We start from the raw sequence: 14,694 nt of genomic DNA, 5'->3' as shown, positions 1-14,694 counted from the left end.
GAAGGCCAGCTGAAAATCGCGTGAATGCGGATGCACGGTCGCGGGATACCGGTTCGCGTGGCTCTACCGTCAATGATCGTGAACCGTTGGGCACGGGGGGTCGTTGTCGTCACGGCGCTCGTCGGCCTGGCCGGCTGCGACGCGGGCGGTGGGGCACCGGCCGGCGAGGACGTTGAGCCGGCGCCCAGCGTCGTTAGCGCGCCCAGCGTCGTGAGCGCGCCCGCCGTCGCCGGGAGCGCCCCGAAGAGCGGCGACGCCACCCCGGCGGCCCGCCCTTCCGCGAGCGCGACGACGACCCAGGCCTGCAAGGCGGCCGACGTCTCCGCCGCCGGCGACGACTCGCAGCGCCACGCACCCAAGGCCGGCTCGCGCTGGACGATCGTCACCGTGATCAAGCTGACCAACCGCTCGTCGAGCGTGTGCACGCTCAACGGCTGGGCCGGGTTCACCATGGTCGGGTACGACATGGTCTGCATCAACGGCGACAAGAAGCCGGAATGCCCGCCCGACCACGCCGCACACCGCGACCAGAAGGTCAGCCGGGTCGAGTTGGAGCAGCCGAAGGTGTACGTCGTGCGCTCCGGCGAGTCCGTCGCGTTCTCGGTGCTGTGGAACGAACTGTACGACCCCGCCAACTGCGAGAAGCCCACGTTCACCGACCCCTACGACATCGAGATCCGCGTGCCCGGCGACCAGGCCGCGATCGTCCTGCGGCCCATCCTCATCCAACCGTGCGACGGCGACGTCGGCATCACCGCGCTGGGTGTCATCGCCTGACTGCGGCGAAGAACCACACGCGGGCGCAGAACCACGCGCGGGCGCAGAACCACGCGCGGGCGCAGAACCACGCGCGGGCGCAGAACCACGCGCGGGCGCAGAACCACGCGCGGGCGCAGGCTACCGGCGGCGGGTCGACAACGGTGCTCGGGCTGGCGGAGGATGTGGTTCCGCTCTTCGACGTCGGTAGGTGCCGTGACGATCCCCCAGCCGATCGCTGCCCCCATCCCGCAGCAGCGACCGCCGGACGAGCGCACCCCCTCCGTCTACGGCGGCGGCGTCCCCAGCCCGTGGTACCCGGCCCTCCAGCTCCCGCCCACGCCCGCCCGCAGCATCCTCTGGCCCCTGCTCACCGCGCTCCTCGTGACCGCCATGCTCGTCACGCTCGCCGGGGCCGGGGCCGCCGCCTGGATGTTGCGCGGTCACGGGAATGCGCCCGACGCCGTCGCGTGGGTCGGTGGGGCGCCCGCGGCCGTCGACAAGGTGCTCGCGCGGCGGGCCGAGGCCGTTCAGCGCAAGGATGTCGGCGAGTGGATGGGGGACGTCGACCCGAGTGACGCCGTGTTCGTGCAACGGCAGCGGCAGGAGTTCGAGAACCTGACCAAGCTGCCGTTCGCCGAGATCGGGTTCGAGCGCGCCGAGCAGTCCGCCGGGAAGATGGCCGCCTTCCTGCCGCCGGGGCTGTTCGAGCGGTACCACGCCGCCGTCACGGTGGTGCCCGTCGTCGTTCGGCACCGGATCGAGGGGGTCGACAGCAAGCCCGTCGCCACGCCTTGGCTCGCTGTGTTCGGGTTCGTGAAGGGGCGGTGGCTCATCGCCGGTGACGGTGGCGGGAAGGAGCTGCCCACGGGCGAGGCCGGGCAGCCCTGGGACGCGTCCGGGGCGATCACCGTCGTGCGCAGCCAGCGGGTCGTGGCGGTGCTCTCGGCCGGCGCGGCCGACAAGGGGCAGGGGCTGCTCGACCTGGCCGAGACCGCGCTGCAGCAGGTGGCGGCGGTGCGGCCGGGCGGGTGGGACGGCAAGGTGCTCATCACGGCGGTCGCCGACCGGCAGATCTTCGACACGTACTTCGCCGAGTCGCAGGACCGCGTCGCGCAGGTCGCGGCGATCGCGGTGCCGTACTACTCGGCGGTGGCGGAGTGGGCGAACCGGCCCGCGTACGCGACCACCCGCATCGTGTTCAACCCGAGCGAGCTCACCGCCGAACGGGCCGAGCTCCAGCACGACCTGACCCACGAGTTCACGCACGCCGCCATGGGGCCGGTCACCGGGCCGTACACGCCGCGCTGGGTGGTGGAGGGCTTCGCGGAGTACGTCGCCTACAAGGACGGCCGGTTCAACTCCGCCGGGATTCGGCAGGCGCTCGGGGACCTGGCGGTCACCACGTTCCCGGACGACAAGCAGTTCTACGAGGAGTCGCGCAACTACGTCAGCGGGTGGCTCGCGTGCCGGATGATCGCCGAGAAGTACGGCCCGGACAAGCTCATCGCCTTCTACGAGGGCTTCCAGCGCATGTCCGAGGTGGAGTCGGTGTCCCGCGCGGTGCTCGGCGTGGGGCGGGCCCAGCTCGAGCAGCAGTGGCGCGACTACGTGGAACAACAGCGGCGCGGGTAGTCACCCGCGCCGCCAGGTCCGGTCAGCTCAGAGCGACGCCGGGGGCAGGCCGCCGTCGCCGTCGACGACCGCTTCGGGGGTGCCGTCCTGGTCGAGGTCGCTCATCGTGATGTCGACCTTGCCGTCGCCGTTGGTGTCGAACTGGAACAGGTCCGCCTTGCCGTCCCCGTCGGTGTCGACCGCCCAGAGGTCGGGCTTGCCGTCGTTGTTCGTGTCGCCGACGAGAAGCTCCACGCGCTCATCGCCACGGGTCTCGACGGTCTCGTTGTCGGTCATCTGGTGGGTCCTCTCACCTGACTAAGGGGCAATCGGGTTCACGGTAGGCCTTGGCTCCGCAACGCGCGAGCCCAGGACGGTCAGACCTTGACGCCCGAGGTCACGAGCGACTTGATCGCCATCGCGGACTCGTCGAAGCCGATCACCAGGATGCCGGTGGCCCCGAAGCTCTTGATGTCCCCGGCGATCGGGTCGAAGATCTTCTGACCCTCGGCCTGCTCGTACTTGTCCTTGGCCTCGTACTTCTTGATGAGAATGTTCTCGGGCCGGATGCCCGCGGACTGCAGGTCGGCCTTCACGCCCTCGGCCAGGCCGCTGCCGTAGTTGTCGTCGCGGGCGATGATCGCGACCTTGGTGTGCCCGTCGCGCATGATGATGTCTGCGACGGCCTTGGCCTGCAGGTTGTCCGGCGGCGAGGTGCGGAAGAAGAAGCCCTTGTCGTCGACCTTGGTCAGCGCGTCCGACGTCGCGGACGGCGAGATCATCACCCGGCCGGCCAGCGCGACCTGCGGAATCACGGCCGCGCTGACGCCCGAGGCGCCCGCACCGATGATGACCGCGACGCCCTGGGCGATGAACTGTGCGGTGGTCGCCTTGGCAACTTCCGGATTGGTACCGTCGTCGCCCTCCACGACCTGCACCGGCTGGCCGAGCACGCCGCCGGCCTCGTTGATCTCCTTGATCGCGAGCTTGGCCGCGGCGAACATGGGCGGGCCCTGGAACGCGAGCGCGCCCGTTTTCGGCAGCAACAGGCCGTACTTCAGCGGCGGTTTCTGGTTCTTGTTCCCACCCGGCGCCGTGACGGCCGGCGGCGGGGTCTTGTCCTCGGCGGCCTGGTCGCCGGCGCCCACGAACTCGGTCTTGGCGTCGTCGATCTTGTTGCTGGTGCCGAAGTTGAGCACGCCGTACATCGCCGCGGACGGCTCGCCGACGGTCGTGAAGCCGCTGCTGCGCAAGGAGATGCCGCGGTACTTGAAGTCCTTGCCCGACTTCGCGGCGGTCAGGCACGCGGCCGGCCCGTCGCAGGTGTTCTCGCCGGTCGTGACGCCGACGATCTGCTTGGCGATGACGGCCGGGTCGGAGGACTTGCCCGCCTCGGCGGCCAGCGCGGCGATGACGACAGCGTCGTAGGACTCGCCCGCGTAGTTGAAGTCGGTGAGTGTCGGATCCACGCTCTTGACCCGGCGCTTGAAGTCGTCGCTGAGCGGGGTCAGCGGCGTCGTACCTTTCATGCCGTTCAGGACCGCCGGGGAGTCCTTGAGCGCGTCGCCGAACGAGTTGGCCATGTTGCCGTCGGTGCCGTACAGCCGGATGTCGGCCTTGGGCCCAGACCCGTCATCTTTCGTGCCGGAGGTGCAGCCGGATGCGGCGAGCAACACTCCAATCGCCGTGATCGCTCCCACGATGGCGGTGGCCAACCGTGCGCGCATGGGCATCTCCTCCCCAAAGGCCTCCCCAAAGGTGCCGTGCGCACCTTAGCGCGGGCGTCGGCCGGATTTCAGCGGGGGCGCGGGTACGCTCCCCGGTATGGCTGATCAAGAATCCCAGGCTCCGAGCCAGACGGCGGGCGGCCTTTCGATGGAGGGCCACCTGCCCGAGCGGATGGGGATCGTGATCCTTGAGGCGTCGCCCGAGCGGGTCGTGGCGACCATGCCGGTCGACGGGAATACCCAGCCGTACGGCCTGCTCCATGGTGGCGCCTCGGTCGTGCTCGCCGAGACGCTCGGCTCGATCGGGGCGGCCCTGCACGCCGGCCGCCTGTACAACGGGATCGCGGTCGGCATCGAGGTGAACGCGACCCACCACAAGTCCGCCAAGAGCGGGCTGGTGACCGGCGTGGCCACGCCGCTGCGGCTCGGGGGCCTGATCGCGAGCTACGAGATCGTCGTGACGGACGAGAACGACGAGCGCGTCTGCACCGCCCGGCTCACCTGCGCGCTCCGGCGGGGATGAGCCGCGAGTCACCGTGGCAATACCAAGGAGTGACGGCGGGGCTTGACCGCGCGACATACGGTTGCGGCGTGGATGACCCGGGAGACGAGACATATCAGGACGCCGCCCAGGTCCTGGCCTCAGCACTCGCGGGCGACGAGGACGCGGTGGCCCACACCTTCGACTCGGTGGTGGACCGGCGCGGCATGAGCGCCGCGTACGACGTCGCGTGGCGCCTGGCCGGCGAGATGGTGGGCGAGAACCTGGCCCGTGGGCCCTGGCGGCTGGACTTCCCGGACATCGACGACGCCAACTATGACAAGCGCTGGGTGGCGCGGTTCGTCAGCGCGTACGTCAACGAGGACGTCCCGAGCGCCACGGCACTGTTCACCGTGGCGCTGGTCGACGGCAAGCTGCCCGAGTGCCTGCTCACGCTGGCCGGCTCGGCGGTGGCGACGTTGAAGCGCCGCGGGGCCGCGTGAGCCATCAGCCGCGGGTCGAGAGCTCGGCGGTCAGCACGTTGGACAGCACGGCGCCGTCGTTGCGCACCTGACGCAGGTACCACCGCTGCAGTGGCGTGCGGGTCTGGGTGAACTGCCAGCCGCCCCGGGGACTGTCGATCTGGCCCAGGCGCCCGATGGCCGCGTTGAGCTGGAACGAGTCGAGGTTCCGGGTCGCGTCCGTGATCGCCTTGTCCAGCACCGCGGCCGCGTCGTACGACGACATCGCGAACGTCGACGGCACCGTGCCGAACGCCTTCTGGTAGTCGGCGATGAACCGGCGGTTGGCCACGTTGTCCAGGTCGGGCGAGTAGTTCAGCGCCGTGAAGATGTCGCGCGCGGAGTCGCCCTGCTGCTTGAGCACGTAGCCCTCGGTGAGGCTGCCGGTGCCGAAGAGCTTGAAGTCGGCCGGGAAGTGCATGTTGCGGTACTGCTTGACGAACTCGATCGCCGAGGCGCCGCTGAACAGCGCGTACATGGCCTTCGCGCCGGACTGCTTCACGCCGGTGAGCATGGCGGTGAAGTCCTTGCTGCCGTACCCGACCGTGCGCGCCTGCCCCGCGATCGTGCCCCCGGCGCTCTTGTACGTCTCCACGAAGCTGGCGACGTCATCGTCGTCGCCCCCGGGGCCGGTCTGCCCGCAGATGGCGAGGCTGCCGCCGGCGTTGCCCACGGCCCACCGGGCGATCGCGGTGCCGGGCTCGTCGGAGACGAACGAAGTGCGCCAGATGTACTTCGGGCCGAGCGTCTGCAGCGCCTTGGGCGACGCGTTGGAGCCGATGAGCGGGATCTTCGCGTCCTCGATGTCCTGGCGCAGGGCCAGCATCGCCGCGGGGTTGGCCACCCCGGTGAGCGCGAGGACCTTGTCCTCCTTGATGAGCTTGTTCGCCGCGGCCTTGCCGCTGTCGGCGGTCTCGCCCTCGTCGGCCTTGACGACCGTGACCTGCCGGCCGCCGAGCTTGCCGTCGTGCAACTGGAGGTAAAGGCTGAAGCCGTTGTCGAGCTCGTTGCCGAAGTCCTTGAACATGCCGGTCTGCGGAACGATCATGCCGATCTTGATCGGCGGACCGCTCGGCACCGCGGTGCCGTCGGACGAGTCGTCGGAGCTGCTACAGGCGGACAGGAGCGGCGCGGCCATGCCCGCCGCACCCGCGGCCGCGAAGAGCCGGAGCGCCTGGCGGCGGTTCAGGTGGGACACGTGCGTTTCCTCCCCGGGACCCCGCGCAACGCGGGCGTCGACTGCCCGCGCTCCTCGCGAGCCACGAGCCTACAACCCACGGTGCGTTCTACCGCCATCGCGCCGGACAGTCAATCGGCGTCGGCGGCCTCACCCCTGGTCAGTGTGCCGAACGCGGCCAGGACCGCGGGCCAGGCCGCGGACCTGGGATCGATGAGCCCGAAGTGCTCGACGTCCGCGAGCTCGATCAGGGTGGTGTCGTCGCCGGCCCGGCGCGCGGACCGGCAGTAGTCGCGCGACAACGCCACGGGCACGATCTCGTCGAGTTCGCCGTGCACGAGCACGGTGCGTACGCCCGAGGGCAGGTTCCGCATCGGGTCCGCCGACTTGTACGCGTCGGGCACCGCGTCGGGCGACCCGCCCAGCAGATCGGCGACGGCACCCGCGTCGAGATCGAGCTCGTACGCGCGTGTGAGGTCGGCCACCGGGGCCAGCGCCACCACGCCGCCGACGGCGTCGGGGGCGACGGAGGCGTACCACAGCGCGAGGTGCCCACCGGCCGAATGGCCGGCGAGGATCGGCCGGTCGACCGACACGGGCAGCAGCCCCCGGTGCGCGACCTCCTTGGCCAGTTGGTCCGGCACCGCCACCGCCGCCGCGGCCACGTCGGAGAACGTGCCGGGCCAGCCGCCGCCGGGCTGCCCGGTGCGCCGGAACTCGAGCGTCGCAACGGCGTAGCCGCGCTCGGCGAGGTCGGCGGCGAGCGGCCCGGCGTGCGCCCGATCCCACTCGTGCCGCCAGAAGCCGCCATGCAGGAAGAGAATGAGCGGCGCATCCGGTACAGCGGGGAGCCGCACGTCCGCAATGTGATCCGGATGCTCGCCGTAGCGCAGCGTGAAGTCCGGCGGCGGAGCCGGACGGTTCAGCACATCCCGGGGGTCACTCGTCACCGGGAGACGTTATCGCGTCACGAAGGGTGGCAACAGGGGCCGTAACGGCACCCCTTCGTGGTTGTGGGTGGGGGGCGTGGGTAAGACTTGGAGCCATGGCAGAAGAGGCGCAGGACGAGTCTCGCACCGTGCTGGTAGTCGGCCCCGACGGGCGGCCGCTGGGCACGATGTCCACCGGCGACGATGACAACGCGGAAGACCCGAGCAAGCTGATCGAGCAGCCGGCCAAGGTGATGCGCATCGGCAGCATGATCAAGCAGCTGCTCGAGGAGGTCCGCGCCGCGCCGCTGGACGAGGCCGGCCGGCAGCGGCTCAAGGAGATCCACCGCCGCTCGATCACCGAGCTGGAGGACGGCCTGGCCACCGAGCTGCGCGACGAGCTGGAGCGGCTGACGCTGCCTTTCGACGAGGACGCCACCCCGAGCGAGGCGGAGCTGCGTATCGCGCAGGCCCAGCTCGTGGGCTGGCTGGAGGGCCTCTTCCACGGCATTCAGGCCGCGCTGGTCGCCCAGCAGATGGCGGCCCGCGTGCAGCTCGAGCAGATGCGCGGGCGGCCGGCCCTGCCGGGCCCGCTGGGCAACGCCCCGGGCCAGCCGTCGCCGTCGGGCACGGGCCAGTACCTGTAAGTCGTCGTCATTTTTCGCGGGCCCGACCATTTCGGTCGGGCCCGCTTGCGCGCTGTGGACACGCGATGTCGGGCGCTCCGCGCCGCGAGATAGCGAATTTTTCGCCCGACGGGTCATATATCCGGTCTGGAGTGAGTGCGAGGAAAGTCGGACATTTCCGAAAGGCGACGACCGGCGGCATCTGGGGCCGACCGGAGCGCGAATGCATCGACGCCGCGGCCGAGGTTGGCACGGCGAGCGCATCCGAACCCCGGAATCCAGCCGCGCCTGAGAGTCCGCGGGCGGGCGCGCCGTCAGAAGCCGAAAACCCGCTCCAGGTACTCGGCCACGCCATCGTCCTCGTTGCTGTGCTTCGTCACGTCGGAGGCCGCCGCACGCACCGCCGTGTGGCCGTTCGTCATCGCCACCCCGCGGCCGGCCCACGTCAGCATCGGCAGGTCGTTGGGCATGTCGCCGAACGCGATCACCTCCGCCGCGTCCACGGCGTGGGTGCGCGCCACCCGCGCGAGCGCCGACGCCTTCGTCACCCCCGCGGCCGAGACCTCCACCATCCCGCTCGACGACGAGTTCGTCGCCTCCGCAAGGCCGGTCAGGCACGCCCCGACGCGGGCCGTGAACTCGTCCGGCGACTGCACGCCCGCACGGACCAGCAGCTTGGCGGCGGGCCGGGTCAGGATCTCCGCCAGCGGCGCCGGCCCCACCGACTCGTGGTCCGCCTCCCACGGGCCGACCGGGAAGCCGGGCTCGTGGCGCATCTGCCGGCCCCCGTCGCGCTCGACGGCGAAGACCACCTCGGGCACCTCGGCACGCAGCCGGGTGCAGACCTCGGCCAGGATGTCGGCCTCCAGCGGCGCGCTGTGCACGATGGTGTCGGTGCCGGGGTCGTAGGTCGCGGCCCCGTTGGCGCAGATCACCAGGGCGGGGATGCCCAGCTGGGAGTACACCGGAAAGATCCAGCGGATCGGGCGCCCCGTGACCAGGACGATCACGACGCCGGCGTCGTGCAGGCGCTGGAACACCGCGACCGTGCGCGGGCTCACCGTGCGATCGTTGCGAACCAGGGTCCCGTCGAGATCGGTCGCAACGAGTTTCACAGCTTCAACATAGCGTCGAGGTAGGCCGCCACGCCGTCCTCGTCATTGGTGAGCGTCGTCTCGTCGGCCAGCGCGCGTAGCTGGGGGTGGGCGTTGGCGACGGCCACGCGGCCGAAGCCGGCCCAGCGGAACATCGGGATGTCGTTTGGCATGTCGCCGAAGACGAGCACGTCGCCGGGGTCGATGCCGAGCGCGGTGGCCACGACCATGAGGCCGGTGGCCTTGTCGACGCCGGGCGGGCAGATCTCGATGTACCCGAGGCCGGCCTGCGTCACCGTGGCCACGTCGGCCGGGATGACCCGCTGCGCGGTGGCCAGCAGGTCGTCGACGTCGCAGGCGGGGTGGCGGGCGAAGCCCTTGATCACGGAGCCGGTCAGGCACTCGGCGCGCACGCGGGCCTCGACGGCGTCGTAGCGCCAGTTCGGGTCGGCGTCGCCCCAGAGCGGGGCGTCGTGGTGGTCGCCGGCCTCGATGAGTACCGACAGCGGGCCGAGCTCCTGCTCCAGGCGGGCCAGCACGTCGGCGAGCACGGCGCCGTCGAGCCGCTCGTCGCGCAGGACGAGCGGGTGCTGCTGGTCGCGCATGTCCAGCACGCGGCTGCCGCCGCCCATGACCAGGAAGTCCGCGGCCGGGATGTCGTGGCGGACGAGCGTGGTGAGGCGGGGCCCGCGGCCCGTGGCGCCGACCACGTGGATGCCGGCCGCTCTGACCCGCTCGAGGACCTCGTGCGTGTACGCGCTCACCGTCTCGTCACTGCGCACCAGCGTGCCGTCGAGGTCGGTCGCGATCAGCTTGGGCAGGCCCGAACCACGCATTTTTGCTGCTCCTTCCGCTGAAGCGGGGCAGCAACCGTACCTCTCGGATCCCGACCGGTGACAGGCTGCGAATAAAACTCGACCGAACGTTTACTGGAACGTCGGCGGTACAGGGGTCACCGTGAGCTCCAGGGGCTCCCCGTCCTCGGCCTCGTCGGCGCCGCGGCGCACGCGCAGGCGCTGGGGCCGCACGGCGACGACCAGCGCCGCGGCCAGCACCAGGGTGGCGGCGTAGCCCAGCAGGTACCCGGGCCCGGACTTCGACTGCGAGTTGACCACGAGCAGGAACGAGAAGTCGCCGCTGCCCATGTGGTCGATGACACTCTTGAACCCGACCAGCACCAGCACGTTCGCGGCGAGCAGGCCGCCGGCGACCGCGGCCGGGACGCGGCGCGCCCCGCCCGAGTTCACCGCGAGGACGACCGCCAGCGCGGTCAGGGCGCCCGCGAGCGTGATGAGGTAGACGGCGACGTGGGCGGCGTTGAGGTACGTCAGCGGCACGTCGACCGAACGCTGCGCCGCCGAGTCCGGGGCGAGCACGAACTCCTCGCCGGTCGCGGCCGAGCGGCTGCCGAGGCTGAACGAGCCCCAGGGCATGTACTGCGCCGACAGCGCCAGCCCGAACCCGATCGCCAGCAGCGCGAGCGCGAACACGTTCGGGCGGTGCCGCGGCGACGACAACGCGGCCGCGGACGCCGCCGGAGGCTCGGCCGGGATGGGAGCGAGGATCTCCGGCATGGACGCGGGCTGCTCAGGCATGCCCCGCATCGTAGAGCCCGGACGGGTCGGCCGGGAGGCTCGCGCGCGCCCGTCCGATGGCGATCAAACCGCAGGCGAAGCCCAGTAGCGGCAGCGACAGGAGGCCGAGCCAGCCGCCCGCGGCGACCGCCGTGTCCGCGACCCGCCCGGCGGCGGGCGCCTTGCCGTCGAAGGTGGTGATCAGGCCGACGACCACGAAGGCGGTCACCAGCGACAGGATCGGCCCGGCCACCCCGGCGAGCTTGCGTCCCCGGTCGACGCCCATTGCGGCGGTACCCAGCAGCGCGAACAGTGAACAGAGGAACAACACGTACCACAGGCCGTGCGGCAGGTTCAGCACCGTGATGCTTTCCACGCGCGACTCCGCGCGCCGCCCGGAACCCGTCACGACCAGTTGCCGCATCCACGGCACGAAGATCGACGCACCGCCCCCGAGCAGCCCGAACAGCGCCATCCACCCGCCGATCTGCACCAGTTTGCGCCGCATCGACTTTGCTCCCCTCCGTATGCCGGGCTCGTCCCACGAGGGACACGGAATGGGCTAGCGTCTGGTTCATGCCTACTCGCACTTCATCGGCCCGCTGGGAGGGCGACCTCCGCTCCGGCGCCGGCACGGTCTCCACCGGCTCGGGCACTTTCCAGGGCAACTACTCGTTCCCCTCTCGTTTCGAAGAGGGCAAGGGCACCAACCCCGAGGAGCTCATCGCCGCGGCGCACGCCGCCTGCTACTCGATGGCGCTCTCCAACGGCCTGGCCAAGGCCGGCTTCACGCCTACCTCGGTCGAGACGTCCGCGGCCGTGCAGTTCGGGCCGGTGGACGGCGGCTTCGCCATCACCCGCATCGATCTGACCACGCGCGGTGACGTGCCTGGCATCGACGCCGCCGAGTTCGAGAAGCAGGCGCAGGACGCCAAGGCCGGCTGCCCGATCTCGAAGGCGCTCGCCGCGGTCGACATCACCTTGGACGCGCAGCTCGTCTGACCGTTCACCAATCGTTGTTGAGAGGGTTCCCGTTTTCGGGGACCCTCTTTCGCATGCCGGTGCAGATGAGCAAGGAGCACTTCGAGGAACTCGTCGGGGAGGCCCTCGACGAGGTGCCCGAGGAGCTGCTCGACCTCATGGACAACGTGGTCATCCTGGTCGTCGACGACGCACCCCCGGAGGATCCGGACCTCCTGGGGCTCTACGAAGGGCACGCGCTCACCGAGCGTGGGTGGGACTACGCCGGCGTCCTGCCGGACCGGATCTCCATTTTCCGTAAACCGATCCTTGCCATCTGTGACGATGAGGACGACGTGGTGGAGGAGGTGGCGATCACCGTGGTACACGAGATCGCCCATCACTTCGGCATCTCCGACGAGCGGCTGCATGCCCTCGGCTGGGACTGATAACCGACGGAACCCTGGTGACCGATGGTCACGGTTGCGCCAACCATCTACCGTCACTGTGCGGTTTAAAGTACGTCTCGGAGAGGACTACCCACGATGCGCAGTGCGCTGTTTGCCGCCGAAAACATGGAGAAGGAGTCGCAACAGCCCGGGCTGCGGTTGCAGAACTCCAAGTTGCTCAAGGCCGAGCTCAACGGCGAGATCATGGCCCGTCAGGGCTCGATGGTCGCCTACCAGGGCCAGGTCCAGTTCCAGGCGCTCGGCTCGGGCGGCGTCGGCAAGTGGCTCAAGTCCAAGCTCACCGGCGAGGGTGTACCGCTGATGAAGTGCAGCGGCCGCGGAGACGTCTTCTTCGCCGACCGCGCCGCGGACGTACACCTCATCGACCTCGAGCAGGGCGACGCGATCTCGATCAACGGGTCGAACGTCCTCGCCTTCGAGCCGACGCTGCAGTACGACATCAAGATGGTCCAGGGCATGGGCATGATGTCCTCGGCGGGCCTCTTCAACTGCGTCTTCACCGGCCGGGGCCGGCTGGCGATCACGACCAAGGGCACCCCGGTCGTGCTCACCGTCGACCAGCCCACCTACGTCGACCCCCAGGCCGCGATCTGCTGGTCGGCGACCCTCCAGACCGGCTACCACCGCGCCGACCAGCTCGGCCTCGGCACGCTGATCGGCCGCAGCACCGGCGAGGCGTTCACGATGAGCTTCTCCGGCCAGGGCTTCGTGGTCGTGCAGCCGTCGGAGGAGCCCCCGCCCGGCGCCGCCCACGGCGCCCAGCAACAGCAGGGCGGCGTCCTCGGCGGCCTCCTAGGCGGCTGACCAAAGCAAAGGCAAAGGAAGCAAGATCAGGTGCGGTCTGCGAAGGCCGCACCTCGGTCGCTCCGGGCCCCCTTCCCACGGACGGTGACCAACATGAGGGAGGGGGTTTGGGTGGAGCGGAGCTCCCCCAATGAGGAGCGACCGAAGGGAGCGCGAAACACAGCGGGTTCGGGTGGAGCGGAGCTCCGTCAATGGGGAGGGAGCGAAGCGACCGCGGGAAACAGCTACGCTGCGGGTCGTGCGAGGTGACATCTTCAAGGCCGACAACATGGCCCAGCCCCCAACCCAAGCAGGCATGAGCCTGCAGCACTCCAAGTGCGTCAAGTACGCCGTCAACGGCGAGGTCCTGGCCCGCCAGGGCGCAATGGTCGCGTTCCGTGGCAACCTCGGTTTCGAGGTCAAGAGCCAGGGCGTAGGCAACTTCCTCAAGCGCGCCGTCACCGGCGAGGGCGTGTCCCTGATGGCGGTGCGCGGCCAGGGCGAGGTCTGGTTCGCCTCCGGCGCGGCCGACTGCTTCATCCTGGACCTCGAGCCCAACGACGCCCTGTCGATCAACGGCCGCAACGTGCTGTGCTTCGACCCGTCGCTGCAGTACAACATCCAGATGGTCCGCGGCGCCGGCATGTTCGGCGGCGGCCTCTTCAACTGCGTCTTCACCGGCCAGGGCCGGCTCGCCATCGTCTCCGAGGGCGCGCCGATCGTGATCCCGGTGACCCCGCAGGCGCCGGTCTGCGTCGACACCGACGCCATCGTCGGCTGGTCGAGCAGCCTGCAGACCACCATCCAGAAGAACCAGAGCCTGAAGTCGATGCTGCGCGGCGGCTCGGGCGAGCTCTTCCAGCTGGCGCTGCAGGGCCAGGGCTTCGTGATCGTGCAGCCAAGCGAGGGCAAGCCGGCCCCGGCCCAGCAGAGCAGCGGCGGCGGCATCCTCGGCAGCGTCCTGAGCGGCTGACCTCAGCGGAAAGACGCCTCGCGCGGCGCCGCGTCCGAAAGGGCGCGGCGCCCACGCGGAGATTCAGGAAGTTTCACCCCGGCGCACGCGGGACAGCCACGACGCGGCGTCGGCGAAGTCGGCGTCCGACAGTCCCGGGGCCGGGCGCGTCGGCCCGTCGCTGTGCGCGGCGCGCGGGTACGAACCCAGGAAGCGCACATCCGCGCAGATGCGGCGCAGCGCCTGGAGCGCCTCGCCCATCTGCAGGTCCGCGACGTGCCCGCCGCAGTCGAGGAAGAAGACGTACCGTCCGAGCCGCTCCCCCGTCGGCCGCGACTCGATCCGGGTGAGGTTGATGCCCCGGACGGACAGCTCCGTGAGCACCTGCAACAGCGCGCCGACCCGGTCGTGGGAGATGTACACCGCGAGCGTCGTCAGATCGTCCCCCGTCGGCGGGGGCGGCGGGCCGGGCCGGGCCACGAGCGCGAAGCGGGTCATGGCGTCGGGGTTGTCGGCGATGTCGTCGGCCAGGATGTGCAGCCGGTAGCGCTCGGCCCCGATCCGCGCGCACACCGCCGCGTCGAACTCGCCCTCGGCCGCCCCGATCGCGGCCGTCGCGTTGGACAGCACGTCGACCACCGTCGCGCCGGGCGCGTGGGTGCGCAGCCAGTCGCGGCACTGCGCCCCGGCCTGCGGGTGCGCGGCGATCGAGCGGATCTCGGGCAGCGGCCGGGCCTCGCGCGCGGCGAGCACGAACTGCACCGGCAGGACCACCTCGCGGGTGATCACCAGCGGTTCCCCGTTGGCCAGCTCGTCCAGGGTCACGCCGACCTGGCCGCCGATCGAGTTCTCCAGCGGTACGACGGCCGCGTCGGCGTCGCCGTTGCGCAGCGCGTCGAGGCACTCGGGGACGCTGCGGGCGGGGGTCAGGACGCCGCGCTCGGCGGCCGGAATGGTCTTGAGCGCCTGCTCGGAGAAGGTGCCCTCCGGGCCCAGGAACACAAACCGCGTCGGCGGTACACCAGGCATG

18 protein-coding genes are annotated in these 14,694 nt (G+C 70.6%); 9 read left to right on the top strand and 9 right to left on the bottom strand.

All coding sequences use genetic code 11. The features are described from left to right. Positions 1–78 precede the first annotated feature (78 nt). A complete protein-coding gene (locus tag AB0B76_RS03395) occupies positions 79–777 on the top strand; it encodes a hypothetical protein (RefSeq protein ID WP_360368505.1) in 699 nt (232 codons plus the stop codon). 195 nt (positions 778–972) lie between these two features. Then, positions 973–2,391 carry a hypothetical protein gene (locus AB0B76_RS03390; RefSeq protein WP_360368502.1) on the top strand — a complete coding sequence of 473 codons (1,419 nt, stop codon included), beginning with the start codon at positions 973–975 and terminating at the stop codon, positions 2,389–2,391. 27 nt (positions 2,392–2,418) lie between these two features. On the opposite strand, the gene AB0B76_RS03385 is transcribed toward AB0B76_RS03390, so the two are convergent. Further along, on the bottom strand, positions 2,419–2,667 hold the full coding sequence (locus AB0B76_RS03385) for a hypothetical protein (RefSeq protein ID WP_360368499.1): 249 nt from the start codon (positions 2,665–2,667) through the stop codon (positions 2,419–2,421). 80 nt (positions 2,668–2,747) lie between these two features. Then, on the bottom strand, positions 2,748–4,097 hold the full coding sequence (locus tag AB0B76_RS03380) for an ABC transporter substrate-binding protein (protein ID WP_360368496.1): 1,350 nt from the start codon (positions 4,095–4,097) through the stop codon (positions 2,748–2,750). Between the two features lie 97 nt (positions 4,098–4,194). On the opposite strand from AB0B76_RS03380, the gene AB0B76_RS03375 reads away from it, so the two are divergent. Together AB0B76_RS03375 and AB0B76_RS03370 are read left to right on the top strand one after the other, a co-directional pair. After that, complete coding sequence (locus tag AB0B76_RS03375; protein ID WP_360368493.1) at positions 4,195–4,620, top strand: hotdog fold thioesterase; 426 nt, start codon at positions 4,195–4,197, stop codon at positions 4,618–4,620. A 68-nt stretch (positions 4,621–4,688) separates the two neighbouring features. Then, positions 4,689–5,081 (top strand): hypothetical protein, encoded by a 393-nt coding sequence (locus tag AB0B76_RS03370; protein ID WP_360368490.1) that lies wholly within the window; start codon positions 4,689–4,691, stop codon positions 5,079–5,081. A 4-nt stretch (positions 5,082–5,085) separates the two neighbouring features. Here AB0B76_RS03370 and AB0B76_RS03365 read toward each other — a convergent pair whose 3' ends face one another. Then, complete coding sequence (locus tag AB0B76_RS03365) at positions 5,086–6,297, bottom strand: ABC transporter substrate-binding protein (protein ID WP_360368487.1); 1,212 nt, start codon at positions 6,295–6,297, stop codon at positions 5,086–5,088. 110 nt (positions 6,298–6,407) lie between these two features. Beyond that, positions 6,408–7,226 carry an alpha/beta hydrolase gene (locus AB0B76_RS03360; RefSeq protein ID WP_360368484.1) on the bottom strand — a complete coding sequence of 273 codons (819 nt, stop codon included), beginning with the start codon at positions 7,224–7,226 and terminating at the stop codon, positions 6,408–6,410. Positions 7,227–7,321: 95 nt separating this feature from the next. Here AB0B76_RS03360 and AB0B76_RS03355 point away from each other — a divergent pair, with 95 nt between their 5' ends. Next, positions 7,322–7,852 carry a bacterial proteasome activator family protein gene (locus tag AB0B76_RS03355; protein WP_360368481.1) on the top strand — a complete coding sequence of 177 codons (531 nt, stop codon included), beginning with the start codon at positions 7,322–7,324 and terminating at the stop codon, positions 7,850–7,852. Positions 7,853–8,145: 293 nt separating this feature from the next. On the opposite strand, the gene AB0B76_RS03350 is transcribed toward AB0B76_RS03355, so the two are convergent. The 4 genes from AB0B76_RS03350 to AB0B76_RS03335 all read right to left on the bottom strand — a co-directional run bounded on the left by AB0B76_RS03350 (position 8,146) and on the right by AB0B76_RS03335 (position 10,974). After that, positions 8,146–8,946 (bottom strand): HAD family hydrolase, encoded by an 801-nt coding sequence (locus tag AB0B76_RS03350; protein WP_360368477.1) that lies wholly within the window; start codon positions 8,944–8,946, stop codon positions 8,146–8,148. Then, positions 8,943–9,761, bottom strand: coding sequence for an HAD hydrolase family protein (locus AB0B76_RS03345; RefSeq protein ID WP_360368474.1), 819 nt, complete (start codon positions 9,759–9,761; stop codon positions 8,943–8,945). Before AB0B76_RS03345 ends, AB0B76_RS03350 begins: the two co-directional genes overlap by 4 nt. A gap of 90 nt (positions 9,762–9,851) precedes the next feature. Beyond that, entirely contained in the window at positions 9,852–10,520 is a 669-nt protein-coding gene (locus tag AB0B76_RS03340) for a hypothetical protein (RefSeq protein ID WP_360368471.1), read from the bottom strand. Beyond that, the gene (locus AB0B76_RS03335; RefSeq protein ID WP_360368468.1) at positions 10,513–10,974 is read right to left on the bottom strand and encodes a hypothetical protein; all 462 of its coding nucleotides are present in this window, start codon (positions 10,972–10,974) and stop codon (positions 10,513–10,515) included. The genes AB0B76_RS03340 and AB0B76_RS03335 overlap by 8 nt, the downstream gene beginning before the upstream one ends. Positions 10,975–11,075: 101 nt before the next feature. On the opposite strand from AB0B76_RS03335, the gene AB0B76_RS03330 reads away from it, so the two are divergent. From AB0B76_RS03330 to AB0B76_RS03315, 4 genes are all read left to right on the top strand, one after another. Continuing rightward, positions 11,076–11,501, top strand: coding sequence for an OsmC family protein (locus AB0B76_RS03330; protein ID WP_360368466.1), 426 nt, complete (start codon positions 11,076–11,078; stop codon positions 11,499–11,501). A 59-nt stretch (positions 11,502–11,560) separates the two neighbouring features. Next, a complete protein-coding gene (locus tag AB0B76_RS03325) occupies positions 11,561–11,908 on the top strand; it encodes a metallopeptidase family protein (protein WP_360368752.1) in 348 nt (115 codons plus the stop codon). A 96-nt stretch (positions 11,909–12,004) separates the two neighbouring features. Further along, positions 12,005–12,733: an AIM24 family protein gene (locus AB0B76_RS03320; RefSeq protein WP_360368463.1), complete on the top strand. Its 729-nt coding sequence runs from the start codon at positions 12,005–12,007 to the stop codon at positions 12,731–12,733. 238 nt (positions 12,734–12,971) lie between these two features. Further along, positions 12,972–13,685, top strand: coding sequence for an AIM24 family protein (locus AB0B76_RS03315; protein WP_360368460.1), 714 nt, complete (start codon positions 12,972–12,974; stop codon positions 13,683–13,685). Positions 13,686–13,748: 63 nt separating this feature from the next. Here the strand turns inward: AB0B76_RS03315 and pheA are convergent, their stop codons facing one another. Further along, the gene (gene pheA / locus AB0B76_RS03310) at positions 13,749–14,693 is read right to left on the bottom strand and encodes a prephenate dehydratase (RefSeq protein ID WP_360368457.1); all 945 of its coding nucleotides are present in this window, start codon (positions 14,691–14,693) and stop codon (positions 13,749–13,751) included. Position 14,694 lies beyond the last annotated feature (1 nt).

The sequence above is a fragment of the Dactylosporangium sp. NPDC049140 genome (assembly GCF_040648435.1).
The sequence above is the reverse complement of the archived record's forward strand: the minus strand, read 5'-3'. Positions and strand labels throughout refer to the sequence as shown.